General features: G+C 44.6%; 20 protein-coding genes and 1 other RNA gene. 15 read left to right on the top strand and 6 right to left on the bottom strand.

The genetic code is table 11. From position 1 onward, the window contains the following. Window positions 1-20 precede the first annotated feature (20 nt). The 5 genes from ACXAD8_RS06595 (at window position 21) to ACXAD8_RS06575 (ending at window position 6,149) form a co-directional block, all read left to right on the top strand. Complete coding sequence (locus ACXAD8_RS06595; RefSeq protein ID WP_475232903.1) at window positions 21-1,574, top strand: type I restriction-modification system subunit M; 1,554 nt, start codon at window positions 21-23, stop codon at window positions 1,572-1,574. After that, window positions 1,571-2,743: a restriction endonuclease subunit S gene (locus ACXAD8_RS06590; RefSeq protein ID WP_475226389.1), complete on the top strand. Its 1,173-nt coding sequence runs from the start codon at window positions 1,571-1,573 to the stop codon at window positions 2,741-2,743. Before ACXAD8_RS06595 ends, ACXAD8_RS06590 begins: the two co-directional genes overlap by 4 nt. A 77-nt stretch (window positions 2,744-2,820) precedes the next feature. Beyond that, the gene (locus ACXAD8_RS06585; RefSeq protein WP_475226386.1) at window positions 2,821-3,768 is read left to right on the top strand and encodes an IS1595 family transposase; all 948 of its coding nucleotides are present in this window, start codon (window positions 2,821-2,823) and stop codon (window positions 3,766-3,768) included. 54 nt (window positions 3,769-3,822) lie between these two features. Beyond that, window positions 3,823-5,175 (top strand): hypothetical protein, encoded by a 1,353-nt coding sequence (locus ACXAD8_RS06580; RefSeq protein ID WP_475226383.1) that lies wholly within the window; start codon window positions 3,823-3,825, stop codon window positions 5,173-5,175. Between the two features lie 344 nt (window positions 5,176-5,519). Next, a complete protein-coding gene (locus ACXAD8_RS06575; protein WP_475226380.1) occupies window positions 5,520-6,149 on the top strand; it encodes a hypothetical protein in 630 nt (209 codons plus the stop codon). Window positions 6,150-6,243: 94 nt separating this feature from the next. Here the strand turns inward: ACXAD8_RS06575 and ssrA are convergent. Then, window positions 6,244-6,600: a transfer-messenger RNA gene (gene ssrA, locus ACXAD8_RS06570) on the bottom strand. 195 nt (window positions 6,601-6,795) lie between these two features. Further along, a complete protein-coding gene (gene smpB, locus ACXAD8_RS06565; protein ID WP_229530599.1) occupies window positions 6,796-7,275 on the bottom strand; it encodes an SsrA-binding protein SmpB in 480 nt (159 codons plus the stop codon). A 116-nt stretch (window positions 7,276-7,391) separates the two neighbouring features. Between smpB and ACXAD8_RS06560 the strand changes: the two genes are divergently transcribed. Together ACXAD8_RS06560 and ACXAD8_RS06555 are read left to right on the top strand one after the other, a co-directional pair. After that, window positions 7,392-7,826, top strand: a complete 435-nt coding sequence (locus tag ACXAD8_RS06560; RefSeq protein WP_475226378.1) for a type II toxin-antitoxin system RatA family toxin — start codon at window positions 7,392-7,394, stop codon at window positions 7,824-7,826. Between the two features lie 37 nt (window positions 7,827-7,863). Next, complete coding sequence (locus ACXAD8_RS06555) at window positions 7,864-8,199, top strand: RnfH family protein (RefSeq protein WP_475232901.1); 336 nt, start codon at window positions 7,864-7,866, stop codon at window positions 8,197-8,199. 23 nt (window positions 8,200-8,222) lie between these two features. Here the strand turns inward: ACXAD8_RS06555 and ACXAD8_RS06550 are convergent, their stop codons facing one another. From ACXAD8_RS06550 to nadK, 3 genes are all read right to left on the bottom strand, one after another. After that, window positions 8,223-8,576, bottom strand: coding sequence for an outer membrane protein assembly factor BamE (locus ACXAD8_RS06550; protein ID WP_475226375.1), 354 nt, complete (start codon window positions 8,574-8,576; stop codon window positions 8,223-8,225). A 224-nt stretch (window positions 8,577-8,800) separates the two neighbouring features. Further along, window positions 8,801-10,471: a DNA repair protein RecN gene (recN, locus tag ACXAD8_RS06545; RefSeq protein WP_475226373.1), complete on the bottom strand. Its 1,671-nt coding sequence runs from the start codon at window positions 10,469-10,471 to the stop codon at window positions 8,801-8,803. 92 nt (window positions 10,472-10,563) lie between these two features. After that, window positions 10,564-11,445 carry an NAD(+) kinase gene (gene nadK, locus ACXAD8_RS06540; RefSeq protein WP_475226370.1) on the bottom strand — a complete coding sequence of 294 codons (882 nt, stop codon included), beginning with the start codon at window positions 11,443-11,445 and terminating at the stop codon, window positions 10,564-10,566. Window positions 11,446-11,642: 197 nt separating this feature from the next. Between nadK and grpE the strand changes: the two genes are divergently transcribed. From grpE to ACXAD8_RS06520, 4 genes are all read left to right on the top strand, one after another. Beyond that, a complete protein-coding gene (gene grpE, locus ACXAD8_RS06535) occupies window positions 11,643-12,272 on the top strand; it encodes a nucleotide exchange factor GrpE (protein ID WP_473023096.1) in 630 nt (209 codons plus the stop codon). A 97-nt stretch (window positions 12,273-12,369) separates the two neighbouring features. Next, entirely contained in the window at window positions 12,370-14,289 is a 1,920-nt protein-coding gene (gene dnaK / locus ACXAD8_RS06530; protein WP_475226366.1) for a molecular chaperone DnaK, read from the top strand. A 151-nt stretch (window positions 14,290-14,440) separates the two neighbouring features. After that, on the top strand, window positions 14,441-15,565 hold the full coding sequence (gene dnaJ / locus ACXAD8_RS06525; protein WP_475226363.1) for a molecular chaperone DnaJ: 1,125 nt from the start codon (window positions 14,441-14,443) through the stop codon (window positions 15,563-15,565). Window positions 15,566-15,699: 134 nt separating this feature from the next. Then, window positions 15,700-16,167, top strand: coding sequence for a c-type cytochrome (locus ACXAD8_RS06520; protein WP_475226360.1), 468 nt, complete (start codon window positions 15,700-15,702; stop codon window positions 16,165-16,167). A gap of 77 nt (window positions 16,168-16,244) precedes the next feature. Here ACXAD8_RS06520 and ACXAD8_RS06515 read toward each other — a convergent pair whose 3' ends face one another. After that, complete coding sequence (locus ACXAD8_RS06515) at window positions 16,245-16,925, bottom strand: cytochrome b/b6 domain-containing protein (RefSeq protein ID WP_475226357.1); 681 nt, start codon at window positions 16,923-16,925, stop codon at window positions 16,245-16,247. 181 nt (window positions 16,926-17,106) lie between these two features. Here ACXAD8_RS06515 and dapB point away from each other — a divergent pair, with 181 nt between their 5' ends. The 4 genes from dapB to greA all read left to right on the top strand — a co-directional run bounded on the left by dapB (window position 17,107) and on the right by greA (window position 23,042). Next, window positions 17,107-17,907 (top strand): 4-hydroxy-tetrahydrodipicolinate reductase, encoded by an 801-nt coding sequence (gene dapB, locus ACXAD8_RS06510; RefSeq protein WP_475232900.1) that lies wholly within the window; start codon window positions 17,107-17,109, stop codon window positions 17,905-17,907. 297 nt (window positions 17,908-18,204) lie between these two features. Next, window positions 18,205-19,335 (top strand): glutamine-hydrolyzing carbamoyl-phosphate synthase small subunit, encoded by a 1,131-nt coding sequence (gene carA, locus ACXAD8_RS06505; RefSeq protein WP_475226355.1) that lies wholly within the window; start codon window positions 18,205-18,207, stop codon window positions 19,333-19,335. 12 nt (window positions 19,336-19,347) lie between these two features. Next, on the top strand, window positions 19,348-22,569 hold the full coding sequence (gene carB, locus ACXAD8_RS06500) for a carbamoyl-phosphate synthase large subunit (protein WP_475226352.1): 3,222 nt from the start codon (window positions 19,348-19,350) through the stop codon (window positions 22,567-22,569). Beyond that, the gene (greA, locus tag ACXAD8_RS06495; protein ID WP_475226350.1) at window positions 22,566-23,042 is read left to right on the top strand and encodes a transcription elongation factor GreA; all 477 of its coding nucleotides are present in this window, start codon (window positions 22,566-22,568) and stop codon (window positions 23,040-23,042) included. The genes carB and greA overlap by 4 nt, the downstream gene beginning before the upstream one ends. Window positions 23,043-23,098: the final 56 nt, after the last annotated feature.

The following is a 23,098-nucleotide window of genomic DNA, read 5'->3' as shown; positions in this document are numbered from 1 at the left end:
CAGGTTAGCTTAAAAGCAAAATAGACAAACTTTGGGAAGAGTTTTGGACGGGCGGTATTACCAACCCGCTAACGGTAATCGAGCAAATTACCTTTTTAATGTATGCCCGTATGCTAGATATGAATGAGCAAGCCGATGAAAAGCGTTTCGCCAGAACCCAAAAGCCCTTTACACGCCGATTTAATGACGACGAACAGCACTTGCGTTGGCAGAACCTACGTCATTTAGGCGCGGAAGAGCTTTATAAAGTGGTTAAGGACGAGCTATTCCCGTATTTCTCTAAAGCCAATGATGATGAATCAACCGAAGGCGCTATTTTCAACGAGTTTATGAAAGACGCGCAGTTGATGATCCAAAAACAGTCGTTATTGGTTAAAGCGGTAGAGATGGTTAACGACTTGCCACTAGAAAACTCTGATACCAAAGGTGACTTATACGAATATCTATTAAGCAAGTTAACCACGGCAGGTATTAACGGCCAGTTTAGAACGCCACGCCATATTATTCGTGCAATGGTAGAAATGATGGACCCGGATAAAAACAGCCGTATCTGCGACCCATCGACGGGCACAGGTGGCTTTTTATCGGTGTCTTACGAGTACTTACTTGAAAAATACACCTCAACCGACGCCATTGAACGCGAGCCGCTATTTGATATTGATGGCAAGCCGCTGCTCGACAGCAACGGTAAACAGCTGGAAAATATTCTGTATTCGGGTGATTTAATTAACGAAGAGGCCCGCAAACACATCGACACCGATATGTTCCACGGCTTTGATTTTGATGCCACCATGTTACGTGTTGCCGCAATGAACTTAGTGATGCACGGCATTAAACAGCCTGATATCCATTATCAGGACACCTTAAGCCAATCCTTCTTAGAAAAATTTCCGAATGAAGCTAAAGACGGCATGGAAATTATTCTCGCCAATCCACCGTTTAAAGGGTCTTTAGACGAGGAAGACGTTTGCCCTGAGATTTTACGTAAAGTAAAAACCAAAAAGACTGAGTTGCTATTTGTTGCTCTAATCGAACGTATGTTACGTGTGGGTGGTCGCAGTGCGACTATCGTACCTGACGGTGTGTTATTTGGTTCATCTAAAGCGCACCAACAATTGCGACAATTGCTGGTGGATAATAACCAGCTTGAAGCCGTAATTTCACTGCCAAGCGGTGTATTTAAACCGTATGCGGGTGTATCAACGGCGATTTTAATATTCACCAAAGGCGGTACTACCGACCATGTATGGTTTTATGATGTGCAGGCGGATGGCTTCTCGCTAGATGATAAGCGGACACCAATTAAAGATAACGACCTGCCAGATTTAGTTGCACAATTTAAAGCCCGTGACAAAGCGGTAGCTGAAACCGAAGCAAATGATAAAACCCGAAAAGCGTTTTGGGTAAGCAAAGAAGACATCACATCAAACAAATATGACCTATCCATCAACCGCTACAAAGAAGTGGTTTACGAAGAAGAGCAGTATGAAGCGCCAAAAGTGATATTGAGTAAGTTGGTGGCGTTGGAAAATGAGATTTTGGCTGATTTGAAAGCGCTGGAGGAGATGCTGTGAGTTGGCCAACAGTACAAGCATCAGAGTTGATGTTGAAACGAGGTGGTTCTGTTAACCCGATAAAATTTCCAGAAGAAACATTCGAGTTATTTAGTATACCCGCCTATGATTCAGATCAACCAGAAATTCTGTTGGGTAGGGATATAGGCTCTTCGAAGAGTTGTATTGAACCAAATGATGTTCTTCTCTCTAAGATTGTTCCTCATATAAGACGTTGCTGGGTCGTTCCCGATAAAATGGTGCATAGGCAGATAGGCTCTGGCGAATGGATCATATTTAGAGATGAGCGTTTCTATCCCCGATTTCTCAAGCATTTCTTAACTTCAGATGGTTTTCATCATCAGTTCATGAATACCGTTGCTGGTGTCGGGGGATCTTTAGTGCGAGCACGTCCCGCGTTTGTTGAAAAAATTAAAATCCCACTACCACCACTCAAAGAGCAAAAACGCATCGCCGCGATTTTAGATAAAGCCGACAGTGTGCGCTGCAAACGCCAACAAGCCATCGACCTCGCCGACGACTTCCTCCGCAGCGTCTTCCTGGATATGTTCGGCGATCCTGTTTTAAATCCGAGGGGATTACCTCAAGTTAAGTTAAATGAACTCTCAGACGTAATTTCTGGTTATGCGTTTAAAAGCGCTGAATATATTGACGATGGTGAAGATTCGATAAGGCTTTGTCGTGGAGCCAATACCTTGACTGGATATTTCGATTGGAAAGATACGGTCTACTGGAATAAAGAAAAATTAGCTGGAATTCAAAATTATAAAATAAAGTCTGGAGATGTCATTTTGGCAATGGACCGTCCGTGGATTTCTAGTGGATTGAAAGTTTGTGTATTCCCAGAAAATGAAAGGGATACTTATCTTGTCCAGCGTGTTGCGAGAATAAGACCCAAAAATCCAAAGTATACTGACTTTCTGTATGCCAGCATATTGTCAAAGGCTTTTGAAAAGCACTGTTGCCCGACGGAAACTACAGTGCCACATATTTCGCCCGTGGAATTGAAAAACTTTAATGTACTTGTGCCTGATGAAAAGCTCGTGGATAAATATCACGATGCAGTAGTCAAAGTACGAAAGTCTAAATTAGCAATGCAAAAATCAGCAGTGGAAGCATCAAATGCATTCAACTCACTAAGCCAAAAAGCATTCGCTGGCAAACTATAGCTTTAGCCTTCCTGATTACCGATTTTGAGCATCCTGCGCTACACTGTATATAACAACAGTATTTAATGGGTGCAGAAATGGCGAAGAACAAAGTGCAGTTTCAAAAAGGGTATAGCGTTTTTGAGTTGATGGAAGATTATGGGACCGAAGAAAAGTGCAGAGAAGCCTTGTTCCGGTGGCGCTATCCTTCAGGGTTTGTATGTCGGGAATGCGGTCACAAGTCGCATTGTCAATTGAAGTGCCGTAACACGTTGCAGTGTAATCGTTGTAAACATCAACAATCACTGACCAGCGGTACAGTATTTGATAAGACCCGACTGCCACTGACAAAGTGGTTTATGGCGATGCACCTGCTAACGCAGTCTAAAACAGGTATTTCGGCCATGGAGCTAATGCGTCAGCTCAAAGTAAATTATGACACTGCATGGAAGATGAAACACAAACTGTTGCAGGCTATGAAAGAAAGTGAAGACGAGCACCAGATTGGCGGCATTATTCAACTGGATGATGTCTATTGGGGAGGTGAACGTCGTGGGGGAAAGCGCGGACGCGGCGCATCGGGTAAAACCCCGTTTGTTGCTGCGGTTGCACTGAATGAAGAAGGTCACCCCACCAGAATGAAAATGACAGTTGTTGAAGGGTTCAGAAGCCACGCTATGCGGAAATGGGCGGATAAGCATGTTCTGCCAGAAGCCATTGTGATTTCTGACGGATTACCTTGCTTCCGCGCTGTAGCAAGCGAAGACAGACATCACTTTTATGCGAAGACGGGAGGCGATCTGGAAAAGCTTGAGCATCCGGCTTTTAATTGGGGCAACACCATGATCGGGAATGTTAAGAACTCGCTGAGAGGGAGCTGCCACGCGATAGCCTCAAAGCACCTTCCGCGTCATCTGGCAGAGTATTGTTTCAGATTTAACAACCGATTTAATTTACGAAGATTGTTGCCCAGATTAGCAAAGGCGGCAGTTAAAACACCACCTATGCCGTATAAGCTATTGAAGCTGGCTGAGCTAAATGGGTAATCAGGTTAGCCTTTGGTTAGGTTATTGAAAATTAAAAAATAAAGGAAATGAAGAATGGAATTGAACCTACTATTGTCAGGTGCGCTTGGAGTCAGTTTTCTAGTATTTGTTGTGGTCTACCTCAAGCAAAGACAAAAGCTAATTCGGTTTAAAAGTGAGAAAGAGGCCATAGCTGTTCGAGATTACGAAACGCAACTATTGGCTATGCAAACTGAGAATGACAAAATTAAAGAACTCAATAATCAACTTCAATTAGGTATCGAAGATTCTGAATCACGTAATATATCTGGTTGTGTTATCCAAAATCAATCAGGTGAAAATCTGGTTACTGTCCACCAGTTGTTTAAGTTCCCAGAAAACGCAATTGATATTAGTGACAACAAAGATTTAAGCAAATGGGCAACACATCTTATGAGCGATATCGTTAAAGGTGGCATATCTATCCCTAATAAAAGTATCGAATTAGCTTTTAAGCCCAACACCCAAAAAGGCTTAGATAGTGGCAGTTATATTATGCAGACAACAAAAACTAATGAGGTTTTGGCTGATGTAATTGAACCAAAAACAGGGAAAATAGTAGGTAAAGGACGTATTGTGGAAGGCGGGAAAATGAAACGCTTTCTAACCGGTGGATATCATCTTGTTAGTATTGCTGTAGCGCAAGCGCATCTTTCTGAAATTACTGAAAAAATTGACCAACTTAATGCCAAATTGAATGAAATTCAAAAACACATGGAAATAGTCGAAAAGGCAAAAATTAAAGGCGCCATCAATTATTATCAAGAAGTATTGGATAAAACCTCAGAGAATAAGCTTGAGTTAGAAAAAGGATCTCCTGTTATAACAAATTTGGAAAGCTGTATTGTCGATTCACATGAGTGGGTTGAAGTGGCGCTGGGTAAATTTGAAGAGTTGAACGGTGCTATGAAGACCTTAGAAGATAAAGATACTTTTGGTACAGGGGCTTCTTACACTGAAGTTAAAAGGTTACTAGAAAACGGCAAAGCAATATCACATTATTATGATTTAATATTGAAATTTGACAACATCTCTACGGCCCTTCTTGGATACATTGATCCGCATGAAAAAAGCTTAACGAGGCCGGTTATTCAAAATGATGAATGGCGTAAGTTAATTAGTGAGTTTAAACGCTTGAGCCTAAGCAAAACTAAGAAGATCTTTAAAAGAGCCACTTTCAATTCATCAGATACTTTAGCGTTAAGAAGAGAAAACATAGAGTACAGCGTAATGAATACGCATGATCTAATGTTAGAAAACTTGGATAATTATCGAGTTCAACAGAAGTTGATTCATGAGCAATTAAAGATGTTAAAAGCGAATGAGATAAGAGTTGGTCTTTCATTTAGTGAAGATAAAACAATTCAAAAAGCAGTGCTTTTGCATTAAATGAAAAAGAAATGGTGATTTTTTATGGTTTGGCTGAAAGACTTGATATGAAAGGGTTTCAGAAGGTCTGGAGAAGTCCAGACCTTCTGAAGGTTTGGTGGAGCAAAGGGATGAACCTATGGAGTAGCTTGGTAGGTGGTGTTAACGCTCATAAAGTTTTTATAACTGCTACCCCGTACAGGAATGATTTAAGCTTGGGGCAAATTAGATTTCGGATCGGAAATTCTTATCCGTTCCGTATTTTTAACAGTGTCAATTTGGCAAATAGAATTATCACCTGAGGAAGCCGGTGCTGTCAGTTGCAAGGTGAAGATTTGTTTATCAACGATTAATGGAGTGACTATATGGAAAAAGTATTTTTTAGACCTTGGATTGGAAGTGAGTATGGCTTAGACGGCTCAGTTTTCAGTCAAAAAATTCTGGTTTTAGGTGATTCGCATTACGCTGATGAGTCTGATATCGGTATTTGGGGTGGTGAGCATAAGCAGGCTTGTGATTTTACTACAGGAGTTATTACCGATTACTTAAATCCAGAGTTAAGTGGGAAGTGGAAATCTACTTTTACAAAGTTCATGAATAGCTTGGTAAACTGTAGCGCTCACTCTGAACGCAGCCCCATCGAACTGTGGAATTCCGTTGCATTCTACAACTATTTACAAATCCCAGCCGGTAACGCCAGCCGCCTTACTCAGCATTTTGACTATTCAAAAGAAAAAGATAGGTTAGCATTTCTGGAAGTTATTGAAACGCTTAATCCCGATATCATAATAAGCTGGGGCAATAAGGTCTGGGATGCCTTACCTGAAGACATAGGATACGGACACTATGTTGCAAGTGAAGATTGTGGTGATTTTTTCTACAAATACCCATATAAAAATAAAGAACTAAAACTACTTGGCATCACTCACCCATCGACCTCCTATAAGTCTTCGTATTGGAGTGAAATATTTTCTAAATTAGGAATAAATATTTAGGTTGTACATAAAAAAGGGAATACGCACCCCCTGCGCGGGTCAGTCCCGCTCCACCAATAAAAAACCCCATACCTTTCGGTATGGGGTTTCTAATTGGTGGAGCAGGGGGGATTTGAACCCCCGTCCGCAATACCTACATCCTCGGTCCTACATGTGTAGTCTGTCTTTTATTTAACCAGTTGAACTCCGACAAACAGGATTTCTCGTGGCTGGTCTGATACTGTTTCGCGGTTCACCCTCAGACGAGGTTCCCTCGCTAGTCTTTTAGTATGACCTCCCGAGCCTTCACGAAAAGACAACGGCTGAAGTGGGAGGGCCTATGCAGGTTATTAAGCTGCTAGTGCGTAGTTTTCGTCGTTTGCGACTATTTAATTGCGGCTTTTTACGAGGCCAACCGCCCCTCGACATGCACCTTGGGTTTCGTGTATCCCGTCGAATCCTAATCTGCCCCAATTCTTTTCACATAACCCTTTATCGGCTTATGTTGTCAAAACTGGTGTAGAACACTTGCCTGTACTTAAATACATAGCAACGCTGTTCGAGGTTTTCAACCCAGAGTTCACTGATTTTATGGCTTTTGCCATACCCCTCAGCGAAAAAGGGGGAAGGAGGTTAACATAAAACTGCCAGGCTGCAAATAGCCGGATCAGGCTTTGTGTTTCATCATGCGCTCTTTTTGTCGCGCCCAGTCACGGTCCTTAATGGAATCGCGTTTGTCATGGGTTTGTTTACCCTTGGCAAGATGAATTTCTACTTTTACCCAGCACTTTTTCCAGTACATGGCGGTTGCCACGACGGTATAGCTTTGGCGCTCAACACTGCCTACCAGGCGGTTGAGTTCGCGGCGGTGCAAAAGTAGTTTCTTGGGACGAACCGGATCGCATATTACATGAGATGACGCTGATTCCAGTGGCGTAATTCGGCAATTAAGTAAATGTGCTTCCCCATCTTTGACATGCACATACACGTCGCTCAGGTTTACTTTACCGGCCCGGATACTTTTTATTTCCCAGCCCTGCAAAGCGACACCGGCTTCTAACTTTTCTTCTAAGAAAAAGTCATGACGGGCACGTTTATTCAGTGCGATAGTTCCGCTTGTATTGGATTTGTTCTGCTTCTTCTTCATGGCGGCGTATTATACGCAGTCGTAAATAATTGTCTTCTAGTTTGTTGCATCAAATCGTAAGTTACATGTTACTATTTCTGTTTTTCGTTATCAGACTCATAAGGAAGTAAGATTCAATGCCAGCGGTTCATCGCAGTGCCCTTGTGCCATTTAGTGCTGCGAAAATGTATGATTTAGTTAATGATGTTGAGCAGTACCCGCAGTTTTTGCCCGGTTGTGACGGTGCCCGTGTTTTGGAGCAGGAAGAGCAGTTAATGGTGGCTTCCTTGTTAGTATCAAAAGCGGGGGTAAAACAGTGGTTTACTACTCGCAATGAACTCACTAAAGATAGTGCAATTAGTATGAATTTGCAGGACGGGCCTTTTAAGCGCCTTACAGGTGGCTGGCGCTTTACTGAACTGGCCGAAAATGCCTGTAAAATTGAGCTGGAATTGGAGTTTGAATTCAGTAACTCCATCGCACAACTGGCATTTGGTAAGGTGTTTAGTAGTTTGGCAAATAGTATGGTAAAGGCGTTTACTGAACGTGCAAAGGAGGTTTACCGTGGCTGATAATACACCACCAGATACCGCTATTGAGTCACAGGAAGTGAAAAATAAGACCGCGAAAGTGGAAGTGGTATTTGCGTTACCGGATAAACAAACACTCCTGGATGTTGTGGTTGCTGCCGGGAGTTCCGTTGAAGAAGTTATTCAGGAGTCCGGTATGTTACAGCGTTATCCTGAGATCGACCTGACCCAAAATGCTGTGGGTATTTGGAATCGCACTTGTAAATTAAGCGACACTGTTGAAGATGGGGATCGCGTGGAAATTTACCGTCCCTTGATTGCCGATCCCAAAGAAGCAAGACGTCGTCGAGCGGAAAAGGCTAAAGAAGAAGGTAGAGCGGATAAAGTCACCGGTGGAAGAGCTAAAAAGCGATAGCTCTTCAACGGTTGCTTTGGATATCAGATATCTAATGGCGTGTTAAAGTCTTCAGGCTGATCAAAATCACCGGTCATTTTAGCCAGTTTGCCATCGTCAAAATGTAACACCAGATCTTTGCGGAAGTCTTCACCACGAGACTTCATACCACGCTTAATTTTATAGATATAGTAATAGGTGTTTTCGTCGAAGCTGTCTCTTAAAACCGGTGCACCCAAAACAAATTGAACCTGCTCTTTGGTCATGCCGATGCGCAATTTGTCTACGTCATCCTGAATAACATAGTTTCCCTGACCGACATCAATTCTGTATATCCAACTGGAACATCCGGTAATGGCAACAGCCAGAATTAATGATAATAACAACTTTAACTTCATGCTTCTCTTTTCATTCCTGAGTGGAAAACCGCTGTGAATCCTACTGTTTAATGACAACGACATCAACTCAATTGTTCCCGGCGATTTTATTTTTTGTTGGATCTAATGGAGATACGATTGGTTTGCCCGAATTAAACTTACCGATATTCGATACCTGGGGGTTGTGAGCCACGGAAGAGCAGGGCACTTTTGTGCCCTGTATCAATAGGAATGCTTTAACTTGGTTAGTTTTGTAGTAAGGCCCTGGCGTTAGCAATAGCTGTATCAGTGAGAATATCGCCTGCTAATAACCTTGCTAACTCTTCTACGCGTTTGTCTTCGTCCAGCGGGGTCATATGTGTTTCTGTGGTTTTGCCATCAGAAAACTTGGTTACCAGCATCTGGTTGCGTGCCTTGGCAGCCACTTGGGGGAGGTGGGTAACACAAAATACCTGAGCTTCGTTGTCTCCCAGGGTTTTCAGCAAGTCGCCTACCACCGAAGCGGTACTGCCACTGATGCCGGTATCCACTTCATCAAATATTAATGTAGGCACCGAGTGAGTTTTGTTGCCCAATACCTGTAGAGCCAAACCAATTCTGGAGAGCTCACCACCTGATGCGGCCTTTTCCAGTTTTTCCATATTCATGCCTTTGTTACTGCACAACAGGAACTCAATATGATCATGGCCCTTGCTGTTTATCTTATCTCTTTGGCTATCGGTAACAGCAATTTCAAATTCTGCGTCTGGCATGTTCATGCGGCGTATTTCAGTCGCTACGGCTTTTTGTAATCGCTTAGCCACTTTGCAACGGGTTGCATGTAGTTTGTCAGCCAGTAGCAGATAATCATTTTTCAATGTCTGCAGTTCTTCTTGTAGCGCTTCACCTTTATTTTCGCTGTCGAATAATGACTGGTACTCTGCTTTTAGTTGTTGATGGTGCTGGTACAGACTTTCTGGCTGAACCAGGTGCTTTCTGGCTAACTCTATCGCTTTGGAATAACGCAGTTCGGTTTGCTGCATTTTGAGCGGGTCGATTTCCAGACATTCTACGTAATTTGATAGTTCAACACCGGCTTCATCAATATTGATTTGCGCTTCCTGCAGCATTAACTGCACTGGTTTTAAGCTTTCATCGTGTTCCACCAGATCGCTGATGCGCTCCAGGCAGCGAGAAATGATACTAGCAGCATTGCCCTGTTCAGATTCGCACAATTCGTGGTAACTGATTTGCGAGTCTTCCAGCAACGACTGGCTGTGGCTCATCTTGCGAAACTCAGTTTCCAGGGATTCAAATTCGTTGTCCAACAGGCCGAACTCGTCCAATTCGGTAAGCTGGTATGACAGCAGGTTTTTGCGATCTTCGCTGCGTTGTCGCAGCTGATTTAACTGCTCCAATTCCTGTTGTACTTTGTTGTGTCTGGATACCAGGGTTTTTAGTTCGCTCAGTTGTTTTTGAATGACTTCATCACTGTCCAGTAAGGCTCGTTGGGCATCGCTTTTTAGCAGAGCCTGGTGAGCGTGCTGCCCGTGAATGGCGACTAATTTGGGACCCAGTTCTTTCAGTTGTTGCAAGGGCACTGGGCTGCCATTGATATAGGCACGTGAGCGTCCTTCACTGGAGATTACCCTGCGCAGAATACAGGTGTCGTCATGGTCGTCTAAATCGTGCTCCTGTAACCAGGTCAGGCAGCGAGGATTGTTTTTGATATTAAAACAGGCGGTGATTTCGGCTTTTTTCGCCCCTTTACGCACGCTGTTGCCTTCGGCCCGTTCACCTAAACATAAACCCAGGGCATCAATTGCAATGGATTTACCGGCTCCGGTTTCGCCTGTGATGGCGGTCATTCCCTGTTTAAATTCAATATCCAGAGATTTAACAATCGCAAAATTTTTAACGGAGAGTTGTGTAAGCATATCGAAAACCATGTATAGGTATACAGTTAACTGTAAATATATACATGTTTTTGTCGCTGTCTAGTGTTTGTGCAAAAAATATTTACAAAAGCTTAGTAAAGTTTACTGCCCCAATTTAGTTTGGTGCGCAGTACATTGAAATAGCTATAACCCTTGGGGTGGATGAGATGCAGTGAGCTGGGGTTCTTGCGGATCAAGATTTCATCACCCGGTACCACAGCCAGCATGACATGACTGTCACAACTAACCTGCAGGTTTTCGGTGTTGTCGTTTGATACTTTTAAGACTATCTCACTATTGGCATCTACTACTATGGGTCTGCTGCTGAGTGTGTGAGGAAACATAGGCACTATCGCCAGGGCATCCAGGTTGGGTGTCAGTATTGGGCCGCCACCAGATAAGGAATAAGCGGTAGATCCCGTTGGTGTGGCGACAATCAAACCATCCGAGCGTTGGCTGAACACAAACATGTCATCGACGTACAATTCGAACTCCATCATGTGCGCCACTTTCGTATGGTGCAGAACGGCCTCATTGATGGCCGCGTTGCTGCTTTTGAGTTCACCGTGACGATGAACTTCTACTTCCAGTAAAAAGCGTTCTTCACTGTTAAATTTGCCATCAAAAATATCGGTCATTTGCCGTTCTATTTCATCTGGTGCGATATCTGTTAAAAAACCTAAATTCCCTCTGTTAACACCTACTACGGCCACGTCGAAACGGGATAAAACCCGCGCTGCGCCGAGCATGTTGCCATCACCGCCCACCACAATGGCCAATTGTGCACTTTTGCCAATCGACACCATGTCCCGAACTTCCAGGTTATTTTCGTCGAGAACATTAGCAACACGCTCTTCAACCAACACATTACAGCCTTGATTCTTTAGGAATTTGTACAGAATTCGGAGACTTTCGCTGGCGCCAGAATGATTCGGTTTACCAATCAGACCAACTGTTTCAAACATTGGGGGCATAGGGTTGGCTCAAGGAAAAGTTAAAACAAACAGCCTTGTTATACACCAAATCGATTTTAAACGACAAGATAATTGCCCTCATTCGCAGGCTTTTCACAACAATATTAAAAATATGACAAATTGTAACTTGAATCATCTGTAACCATCCCCATCTAGCTCCCTAATTCAATTTTCATACATTTTCGGATTGCAAAATCATGAGTAACGACGTTCAAAATGACAAAGCAGTAAACCCTGAAGAGATGCAGCCAGAAGCGGTTGAAAATGAATCTCAGGAGTTACCTCAAGGTGAAACCGTTGATGCGGTATTGGAAACCGTAGAGCAACAGCGTATCGCAGAACTGGAAGTTGAGCTGGCTAAAGCACAGGCAACTGTGGTTGAACAGCAGGATTCAGTGTTGCGCGCCAAAGCGGAAGCAGAAAATGCTCGCCGCCGCGCAGAAGGCGAAGTAGACAAAGCGAAGAAGTTCGCGTTAGAGCGTTTTGCCGGTGAGTTGTTACCTGTTATCGACAATCTGGAGCGCGCGTTACAGGCTTCTGATAATGCCAGTGACGAAATGAAGCCAATTTTGGAAGGGGTTGAGCTTACCCACAAATCATTTGTGGCAACAGTACAGAAATTTGGTTTAGAAGTTATCGATCCGCAAGGACAACCTTTTAACCCGGAACTGCATCAGGCTATGTCTATGCAGGAATCCGCAGACGTTGCGCCTAATACGGTAATCGCTGTAATGCAGAAAGGTTACCAGTTAAATGGTCGTCTGGTGAGACCAGCTATGGTGGCTGTTTCTCGCGCTGCTTCTGAAGGTGTAAACACCGAAGCGTAAAAAAAATGCAAAAAACTGGGTGCCGCTTTGTTGAAAAAAGTCTGAGCAACCCTATTAAAAATACAGTTTTAAAGAATTTTAAGTTGGAGACATTCTGATGGGTAAGATCATTGGTATAGACCTCGGTACTACAAACTCATGTGTTGCAGTGCTTGATGGTGATAAAGCAAAAGTTATTGAAAATGCAGAAGGGGATCGCACAACTCCCTCCATCATCGCTTATACACAAGATGGTGAAACCTTAGTTGGTCAGCCAGCTAAACGTCAGGCGGTGACAAACCCTAAAAATACCTTATTCGCAATCAAGCGTTTAATTGGTCGTCGCTTCGAAGATGCTGAGGTTCAGCGCGACATCGACATCATGCCTTATGAAATTGTTAAGGCTGATAACGGGGATGCATGGGTTGCAGCCAAAGGCGAAAAGATGGCACCACCTCAGGTTTCTGCTGAAGTGCTTAAGAAAATGAAGAAAACAGCAGAAGATTATCTGGGGGAGCCAGTAACTGGTGCGGTAATCACTGTTCCTGCTTACTTCAACGACTCTCAGCGTCAGGCCACTAAAGATGCTGGTCGTATCGCTGGTTTAGAAGTTAAGCGTATTATCAACGAGCCAACTGCTGCGGCACTGGCTTATGGTATGGACAAGAAGAAAGGCGACAACATTGTTGCTGTTTATGACTTAGGTGGTGGTACCTTCGATATTTCAATCATCGAGATTGATGAAGTTGAAGGCGAGCACACTTTCGAAGTATTGGCCACAAACGGTGATACTCACTTAGGTGGTGAAGATTTCGATAACCGTGTTATCACTTACCTGGTAGACGAGTTTAAGAAAGATCAGGGTATCGATCTGCGCAAAGATCCTTTGGCGATGCAGCGTCTGAAAGAAGCTGGTGAAAAAGCCAAAATCGAGTTGTCTTCTGCACAACAAACAGAAGTTAACTTGCCATACATCACAGCTGATGCCTCTGGTCCTAAGCACTTAGTTATCAAGGTAACACGTGCCAAGTTAGAGTCTTTAGTTGAAGACATGGTTAAGAAGTCTCTTGAGCCTGTTAAACAAGCTCTTGCGGATGCCGACCTGTCAGTTTCTGACATCCACGACATCATTCTGGTGGGTGGTCAGACACGTATGCCTTTAGTACAGAAATACGTTACAGAGTTCTTTGGTAAAGAAGCTCGTAAGGACGTAAACCCTGACGAGGCGGTAGCTGTAGGTGCGGCGATTCAGGGCGGCGTATTAGCCGGTGATGTAAAAGACGTATTGTTACTTGATGTAACACCACTGTCTCTGGGTATTGAAACTATGGGCGGCGTGATGACTCCGCTGATTGAGAAAAACACTACGATTCCTACTAAGAAGTCGCAAACGTTCTCAACCGCAGACGACAACCAGGCAGCAGTAACGGTTCACGTACTGCAGGGTGAGCGTAAGCAAGCTTCTGGTAACAAGTCGCTGGGTCAGTTTAACCTGGAAGGTATTCGTCCGGCACGTCGTGGTGAACCACAAATCGAAGTTACTTTCGATATCGATGCTGACGGTATCCTGCACGTATCTGCGAAAGATAAGGATACAGGCAAAGAGCAGAAGATCACTATCCAGGCTTCTTCTGGCTTGAGTGATGAAGAAGTGGAAAAAATGGTACGTGACGCCGAAGATAATGCGGCGGAAGATAAGAAGTTCGAAGAACTGGTATCGGCACGTAACCAGGCTGACGCTATGATCCACGGCACCAAGAAACAACTGGAAGAGTCTGGTGACGCGTTAAGCGCTGAAGACAAGTCTGCGATTGAAACGGCGCTTTCTGCGCTGGAAACTGCGGCGAAAGGCGAAGACAAAGCTGAAATCGAAGCTAAGACTCAGGAGCTCATTCAGGCGTCTGGCAAGCTGATGGAAGCTGCTCAGGCTGCACAAGCGGCTGAAGCTGCTGCCGGTGAAGGTGCTAAGTCTTCTGGCAAGCCTCAGGATGACGTTGTTGACGCTGAATTCGAAGAAGTCAAAGACGACAAAAAGTAAGGAAAGGACAGCATCAGTATCGTGATGCTGTTGATTGAAACATGGGCGCACCTCAGACTGCGCCCTTGTTTGTGTTAACAGGTTTAATATCTGAAACGGAAATCTGCTTAAGATTTCTGAAGCAAGGTTAAAGACGGGACATATTATCTCCATGTCAAAAAGAGATTATTACGAAGTACTCGGTGTCAGCAAAGGGGCCGAAGAACGCGAAATTAAGAAGGCTTATAAGCGCCTGGCGATGAAGTATCACCCTGACCGTACGTCGGGCGATAAAGAACTTGAAGAGAAGTTCAAAGAAATCCAGGAAGCTTATGAAATCCTGTGCGATAAAGAAAAACGCGCTGCTTATGATCAGTTTGGTCACGCTGGTGTTGATCCTAATCGCGGTGCAGGAGCCGGTGCGGCTGACTTCGGTGATATTTTTGGCGATGTGTTTGGTGATATCTTCGGTGGTGGCCGTGGTGGCGGTCGTCGACGTGCCAGACAGGGCGCAGATTTGCGCTACAACCTGGAAATGTCTTTAGAAGATGCCGTCAGAGGTAAATCAGTCGAAATCAAGGTACCCACCCTGGTATCCTGTGATTCTTGCGACGGCTCCGGTGCTAAAAAAGGCACTTCACCGACAACCTGTCCCACCTGTCATGGTAACGGTCAGGTACAAATGCGTCAGGGCTTTTTTGCGGTACAGCAGACCTGTCCTACCTGTGGTGGTAAAGGTAAAATCATTTCTGATCCCTGCCGTAAGTGTCATGGACATGGTCGTGTAGAAGAAACCAAAACCCTGTCGGTTAAAATTCCTGCGGGCGTGGATACGGGTGACAGAATTCGTCTTTCTGGTGAAGGTGAAGCCGGAGAAGCCGGTGCTCCTCCTGGCGATTTGTATGTTCAGGTAAATGTGCGCGATCATGAAATCTTCGTTCGCGACGAAAATAATCTGTACTGTGAAGTTCCGCTGAGCTTTACTATGGCAGCTTTAGGTGGCGAGCTGGATGTGCCTACCCTGGATGGTCAGGTTAAGTTAAAAATTCCGGCGGAAACCCAAACCGGCAAAATGTTCCGACTGCGCGGCAAAGGCGTTAAATCGGTTCGCAGTGGCGCTGTGGGTGATTTAATGTGTAAGGTGTTGGTGGAAACACCGGTAAACCTGAATAGCCGTCAAATCGAACTGTTGAAAGAATTTGATTCAACCATGGATTCTGAAAAGGAAAAGTATCGTCCAAAGGAAAAGGGCTTTTTCGACAGTGTTAAACAGTTTTTTGATGATCTGAAAGGCTAAAAAGCCAATCCTTTAGAATTAATTTTGATAAAACCCTCTTTTTTAGAGGGTTTTTTATTTTAAGGTCTTTATTTGCAGGCCTTTAACGTTTTTAATAAGGCATCACGTCCAATAATGAATACAACAGGTTTACTATGAAAAAAATTATCGCGCTAATGCTTTCGTTTTCGCTAATTTCTTCAGTGGCAATTGCCGAAGAGGAAGCGGCTTCTGTTAAAGAAGCACGAAACACACTTAAATTCAGACAATCTTTGTTCCAGCTGATCCGCAGCAATATGGGAGATTTAGGCGCCATGGCGAAGGGGGTTAAACCTTTTGATGCTGCGGTAATGGAAAAAAACGGTATGCGCCTGGAGCAATTGAGTTTAATGATTGCTGACTACCTGGCTACGGATACCAGAGAGCATGACCTGGAAACCGACGCATTGGATAAAATTTGGGAAGAGCCAGACAACTTCAACGAAAAAATCCTGGCGTTAACTACCGCAGCGCAACGATTACAGGCTGTTGCTAAAGCCGGTGATGAATCCCAGTTTCGCTCAGCTATAGGCGGTGTAGGTAAAAGCTGTAAAGGCTGTCATGACGTGTTTAAAGCTGAGTAAGTATTATCTTTAGGTATTCAACATACTTTGCAGAGAAAGGGCCTTAATGGCCCTTTTCAGTTTAATGGGCACGTTGATTAGTAATAGTCATCCAGGCTAGCTTCAGGCGCGAGGGTTATCAAAATATAAATAATTGCTGCTGCTATCAACAGCATAACCAGCGCCAGCCACAATTTTGAAGACGCAATGCGCTGCTCTTGGTCAATCATTTTCTTGCCATTGATCATGGCCATGATCAGGTTATTTTTCTTGAACAATAAATAATAGAAGGCGGCAGCAATGTGAATGGCGGCCGCGATCTGAATCAAAGTGAACAGGTTGTGGTGAGCCCAGTCAGCTAAGTCCTGATACTCAGCACTTAAAACACTTCGCCAGGGACCATCGGTAAAGATCTCGTCGCTGGTAAACAGGCCACTTATAGCTTGCAGCAACACTGCCAACATTAACAACAAGGCCATATAACCACCTAATGGCGTATGTCCCGGGGTATCCTGTTGTTGCTTTAGTGAGCTAATCGCTTTAATCGGAGAAACAATAAAGTGTTTAAACAGGGCGTAACGGGTACCGAAAACACCCCATAATACTCGGAAAATAATGAGTCCCAGCACAAAATAACCAAGATAAAAGTGCCATGTTAGCCAGTCATCGCCTTGTTCACCGGTAAACCATAGCCCTGCTAAAGCTAATACTAAAAGCCAATGAAACAGCCGAACCGGCAGGTCCCAAACCAGTAACGATTTTTTATTATTTGAATTCATTCTCTTTCCTTATATCACCAGAGGTTCAAGTCTAACGTATTTCTGTGGTTTTTTAACTTCGGTTAATGTCAGGTATTTTGATTGGTATTATAGCCTTTTGTTCTCATGCATTTATGGAAAAAACAACGCTAAAACGCTAGTATCGGCAGCAAATTATGTAGCAGAGAGTAAACCGGTGAGTCTGGTAAATAGTGGAATATTTGGTGCCAATGGGCGTATGGGTAGGGCGTTAATAGAAGCCCATTTGCAGGAACAAGATATCAACCTCAATTATGCGCATGTCAGAGCGTCGTCGAAATGGCAAGGATTTGATATTGGCGAGTTGGCAGGTACGGCTAAGCAGGGCGTATTAACGACTTCTGATACCAGTAAATTACCGGTTGATGTGATGATCGACTTTACGCTACCAGAAGCGCTGGCAGCGAATCTGGAGTTATGTGTGGCGCAGCAGCGCCCTGTTGTGATTGGAACTACCGGGCTTGATGAATCGCAAAAAGCATTGATTGCAGAAGCTGCGCAATCGGTTCCTGTGGTATTTGCGGCAAACATGAGTATTGGCGTTAACCTGTTATTTAACTTAGTACGCCAGACCGCAAGAGTAATGGGCCAGACTGCTGATATCGAAATTTGGGAAGCTCACCATCGCTTTAAAAAGGACGCCCCTTCAGGTACCGCTGTAGCGATTGGTGAAGTAATCGCAGACGAACTGGGACGGGATCTAAATGAGTGCGCTGTCTACGGTCGTGAAGGCGACACTGGTGAGCGAGAGCAACAGACTATTGGCTTTGCTACCATCCGCGCCGGCGATATCGTCGGAGAGCATACCGCTATGTTTGCAGAGTTGGGGGAGCGTATAGAGTTGACCCACAGAGCGTCCAGTCGTTTAACCTTCGCCAAAGGCGCTGTTAGAGCAGCTAAGTGGCTTGTAAACCAGCCAACCGGGCTTTATGACATGCAGGATGTTTTAGGCTTAAAAGGCTAAAACAAGCATGTTTATGAAATGTTAACTGGAATTTTTGACCGTTTGGATAGGAAATCGTGTTAAAGGGCTTAAAAGGGTGAAAAATCAAATTAAATATGGACCAATTCGCGATGTTGCTCTACAATACGCGGAATTTGCCATAAATTTAGGTTGAACCTAAGTTGTACTCAAAAAATTATCAGTTTAGCCAGAAAAACGGGATGTAAATAAGTTTAGTAATAAGCTTAGAAACAGCCCGTTTTTTATGGGTGTTTGGCAGACTGGCTACGTTAATATTACCGCATTTGGGAGGTTATTTTGACGCATTCAGCGCTACTTGTACTTGCAGACGGCTCTGTCTTTAAAGGCACTGCATTTGGAGCCGAAGGTATTTCAGTTGGGGAAGTGGTATTTAACACTTCGATGACGGGATATCAGGAAATTCTTACTGATCCCTCCTACGCGGAACAAATTGTCACTTTAACCTATCCACACATAGGAAATACGGGTGTCAATTCAGAAGACGAAGAATCTGAACAAATCTGGGCTAAGGGGCTTATCATTCGTGACTTGCCATTAGTTACCAGTAATTTCCGCAGCGAACAATCACTGTCTGACTATCTAAAAGCGCGTAATGTCTTGGGTATCGCGGATATTGATACACGACGTCTGACCCGTATTCTGCGTGATAAAGGCGCACAAAACGGCTGTATTATCACCGGAGCGGACCTGGATGAAGCGAAAGCCTTAAGAATGGCTCAGGAATTTCCGGGTTTGAAGGGTATGGACCTGGCAAAAGTGGTTTCAGTTAAAGAAAAGTACGAGTGGAAAGAAGGCGTTTGGGAGCTAGGCAAGGGCCATTCTGAATTACAAGAAAACCCGGACTTTCACGTGGTTGCCTACGATTTTGGTGCAAAGCGCAATATTTTGCGTATGTTGGTATCACGTGGTTGTAAATTAACCGTAGTGCCAGCGCAAACTTCCGCTGAAGAAGTTTTAGCGCTAAATCCCGATGGCGTGTTTTTATCCAATGGTCCTGGCGACCCTGAGCCTTGTGACTATGCTATCACGGCAATTCAACAAATTCTTGAGACTGACATTCCGGTGTTCGGTATTTGTTTAGGGCATCAGTTGCTAGGTTTAGCATCGGGTGCGACTACTGAGAAAATGAAATTCGGTCATCACGGCGCTAACCATCCAGTTAAAGACCACAAACGTGGCGTGGTCATGATCACCAGCCAGAATCACGGTTTTGCCATTTCAGAAAGTAACTTACCCGAGAATCTGGAAGTCACTCACACCTCGTTGTTTGATGGCTCAATGCAGGGTGTTCATCGCAAAGACAAAGCTGCCTTTGGTTTTCAGGGACACCCTGAAGCCAGCCCCGGGCCTCATGACGCCGCGCCGTTATTCGACCACTTTATTGAACTCATGCAAGCACGTAAGTAACAGGATCCGACAATGCCAAAACGCAACGACATACAAAGTATTTTGATTCTGGGCGCAGGCCCAATCGTCATCGGTCAGGCTTGTGAATTCGATTATTCGGGTGCTCAGGCGTGTAAAGCCCTTCGCGAAGAAGGATATCGGGTTATTCTGGTTAACTCCAACCCTGCTACCATCATGACTGATCCAGAAATGGCTGATGCAACCTACATCGAGCCAATTCACTGGGAAGTGGTTAAAAACATCATTGCTAAAGAGCGTCCTGATGCAGTATTACCTACCATGGGTGGTCAGACAGCACTGAACTGTGCACTGGATCTGGAAAAGCACGGCGTACTGGCTGAGTTCAATGTAGAAATGATTGGGGCCACGGCTGATGCCATAGATAAAGCTGAAGATCGCGAGCGCTTCGACAAAGCCATGAAATCTATTGGTCTTGAGTGTCCTCGCGCTGAGATCGCTCATACGCTGGAAGAAGCCCACGACGTATTAAGCCGTATCGGCTTCCCTTGCATCATTCGGCCTTCTTTTACCATGGGCGGAACAGGCGGTGGTATCGCTTATAACGTTGACGAGTTTGAAGAAATTTGTCGCCGCGGTCTGGATCTTTCACCCACTAACGAATTGTTGATTGATGAATCACTGATTGGTTGGAAAGAGTACGAAATGGAAGTGGTGCGTGACAAAAACGACAACTGCATCATTGTCTGTACCATAGAAAACTTTGATCCTATGGGTATTCACACCGGTGACTCCATTACCGTTGCACCGGCGCAAACCTTAACTGATAAAGAATTTCAGATTATGCGAAATGCCGCCATGGCGGTTTTGCGTGAAATCGGTGTTGAAACTGGCGGTTCTAACGTACAGTTCGGCGTGAACCCGAAAGATGGACGTTTGGTTATTATCGAAATGAACCCGCGGGTATCACGTTCATCGGCTTTGGCCTCTAAAGCCACTGGTTTCCCAATTGCCAAAGTCGCGGCCAAATTGGCAGTAGGTTATACCCTGGATGAGTTGGCTAACGATATCACCGGTGGATTGACCCCGGCATCTTTCGAACCAGCAATTGATTATGTGGTTACCAAGATCCCACGTTTTAACTTTGAAAAGTTTTCAGGTGCAAACGACCGTTTGACCACCCAAATGAAATCTGTGGGTGAGGTGATGGCCATTGGTCGCAATCAACAGGAATCATTGCAAAAAGCATTACGCGGTTTAGAAATCGGCGTAAACGGTTTTGATCCAATCCTCGACCTGGAAGCGGCAGATGCTAAAAACCAGTTAGTGAGAGAGTTGACTGAAGCTGGCGCAGAGCGCATTTTCTATATTGCTGATGCCTTCCGCTTTGGTATGTCGGTGGATGAGGTGTTTAATCTCACCAACGTCGACAGATGGTTCCTGGTGCAAATTGAAGACATCGTGAACCTGGAAAAGCACATGCAACAGCAAGGCGTTGCTGCATTAAGCGGTGATTTTCTGAGAAAAATTAAGCGCAAAGGTTTTGCCGATGCCCGTATCGCAGATTTGACCAAACTGGCTGAATCTGACGTTCGTGACTTAAGGGTTAAAAACGAAGTATTGCCTGTTTATAAGCGTGTTGATACTTGTGCTGCTGAGTTTTCTACTACAACTGCCTACATGTATTCCACTTATGACGAAGAGTGTGAATCAAACCCATCTGATAAAGACAAAATTATTGTCTTAGGTGGCGGTCCAAACCGTATCGGTCAGGGTATTGAATTCGATTATTGCTGTGTACACGCTTCTTTGGCGTTGCGTGAAGACGGTTACGAAACCATCATGGTTAACTGTAACCCGGAAACTGTTTCTACTGACTATGACACGTCAGACCGTTTGTATTTTGAGCCGGTAACGCTGGAAGACGTATTGGAAATCGTTCGGGTTGAAAAGCCCAAAGGCGTTATCGTTCAGTACGGTGGTCAAACACCGCTTAAGCTGGCAAGAGCATTGGAAGAAGCGGGAGTGCCTATCATAGGTACGCCACCTGATGCCATTGATCGCGCTGAAGATCGCGAACGATTCCAGCAGATGGTACACAAGCTGCAACTTAAACAACCAGCCAATGCTACGGTCAGCAATATGGAGCAGGCACTGGCGGAAGCTGAAAACATCGGATTCCCATTGGTAGTGCGTCCTTCTTATGTTTTGGGTGGTCGCGCGATGGAAATCGTCTACGACATTCAGGATTTGAAACGCTACCTGAACGAAGCTGTTAGTGTTTCAAATGACTCTCCGGTGCTCTTAGACAGATTCCTGGACGATGCCATTGAAGTAGACGTGGATGCCATTTGTGACGGCAAAGATGTGACCATTGGCGGCATTATGGAACACATTGAACAAGCCGGTGTTCACTCAGGCGACTCAGCTTGTTCATTGCCTACCTACAGCTTGCCGAAAAAGGTACAGGATGTAATGCGTCAACAGGTTAAAGACATGGCGCTGGAGCTGGGAGTCATCGGTTTGATGAATACCCAGTTTGCGGTTAAAGATGGTGAGGTTTATCTGATAGAGGTAAATCCGCGTGCTGCGCGTACCGTACCATTTGTGTCCAAAGCAACGGGCAAGCCGTTGGCTAAGATTGCCGCGCGTACCATGGTGGGCCAGACTTTGCAGCAGCAAAACGAGATGGAAGAAGTGATCCCACCATATTACTCGGTAAAAGAAGTGGTGATCCCTTTTGCGAAATTCCAGGGAGTAGATCCGCTGATTGGTCCTGAAATGCGCTCAACCGGTGAGGTTATGGGGGTTGGCGAGAGCTTTGTTCAGGCCTACGCAAAGGCCAACCTGGGCGCGGGTACGCCGTTACCGAAAAAAGGTAAAGTCTTGCTGTCTTTGCGAGATAATGATAAAAATCGCGCTGTAGAACTGGGTAAAGCTATGCTACAAAAAGGTTTTGCACTGGAAGCCACCAGTGGAACCGCCCGGTTATTGAACAACGCGAATGTCGATTGTGATGTGGTTAACAAGTTGTCTGAAGGCAGACCAAACATTGTTGACGCTATCAAAAACGGCGAATACTGCTATGTAATTAACACAACTGAAGGACGTCAGGCCATATCTGACTCCGTATACATCCGTAAAGAAGCACTACTGAACAAAGTCGCTTATACCACTACCATGAACGGGGCTTTTGCCACCATAAACGCTCATGCTTCGGATGATCGCAACGTTGTTAATTCTGTGCAGGAGTTACATAAGAGAATAACAAAATGAATCAAATTCCGATGACAGCCAAAGGGGCTGAAATGCTAAAAGCGGAGCTGCACGAACTGAAAACCGTAAAGCGTCCGCAAATTGTCAATGCAATCGCTGATGCGCGAGAGCATGGCGATTTGAAAGAAAATGCAGAGTACCACGCAGCTCGTGAACAACAGAGCTTTTGCGAAGGTCGTATACAGGACATCGAAGGCAAACTGAGCAATGCCCAGATCATTGATGTCACGAAAATGACCAACAATGGCAAAGTGATTTTCGGTGCTACGGTAACCCTGTTAAATCTGGATACGGACGAAGAAACCACTTATCGTATTGTTGGTGATGATGAAGCCGATATTAAAAGTAATCTGATTTCGGTTAATTCACCCATTGCCCGCGGTTTAATTGGTAAGAGTCTGGACGATGTTGCTACCATTCAGACGCCTTCAGGCGCGAAAGAGTTCGAGATAATCGAAGTGCAATATATCTAAGCTATTATTTGCTGAAGACATTAAAAAGCCGTTCGATTGAACGGCTTTTTTAGTTC

The sequence above is a fragment of the Planctobacterium sp. AWH2_060 genome (assembly GCF_056158425.1).
Note: the sequence above shows the minus strand (reverse complement) of the source record. Positions and strands in the feature narration are given on the sequence as shown.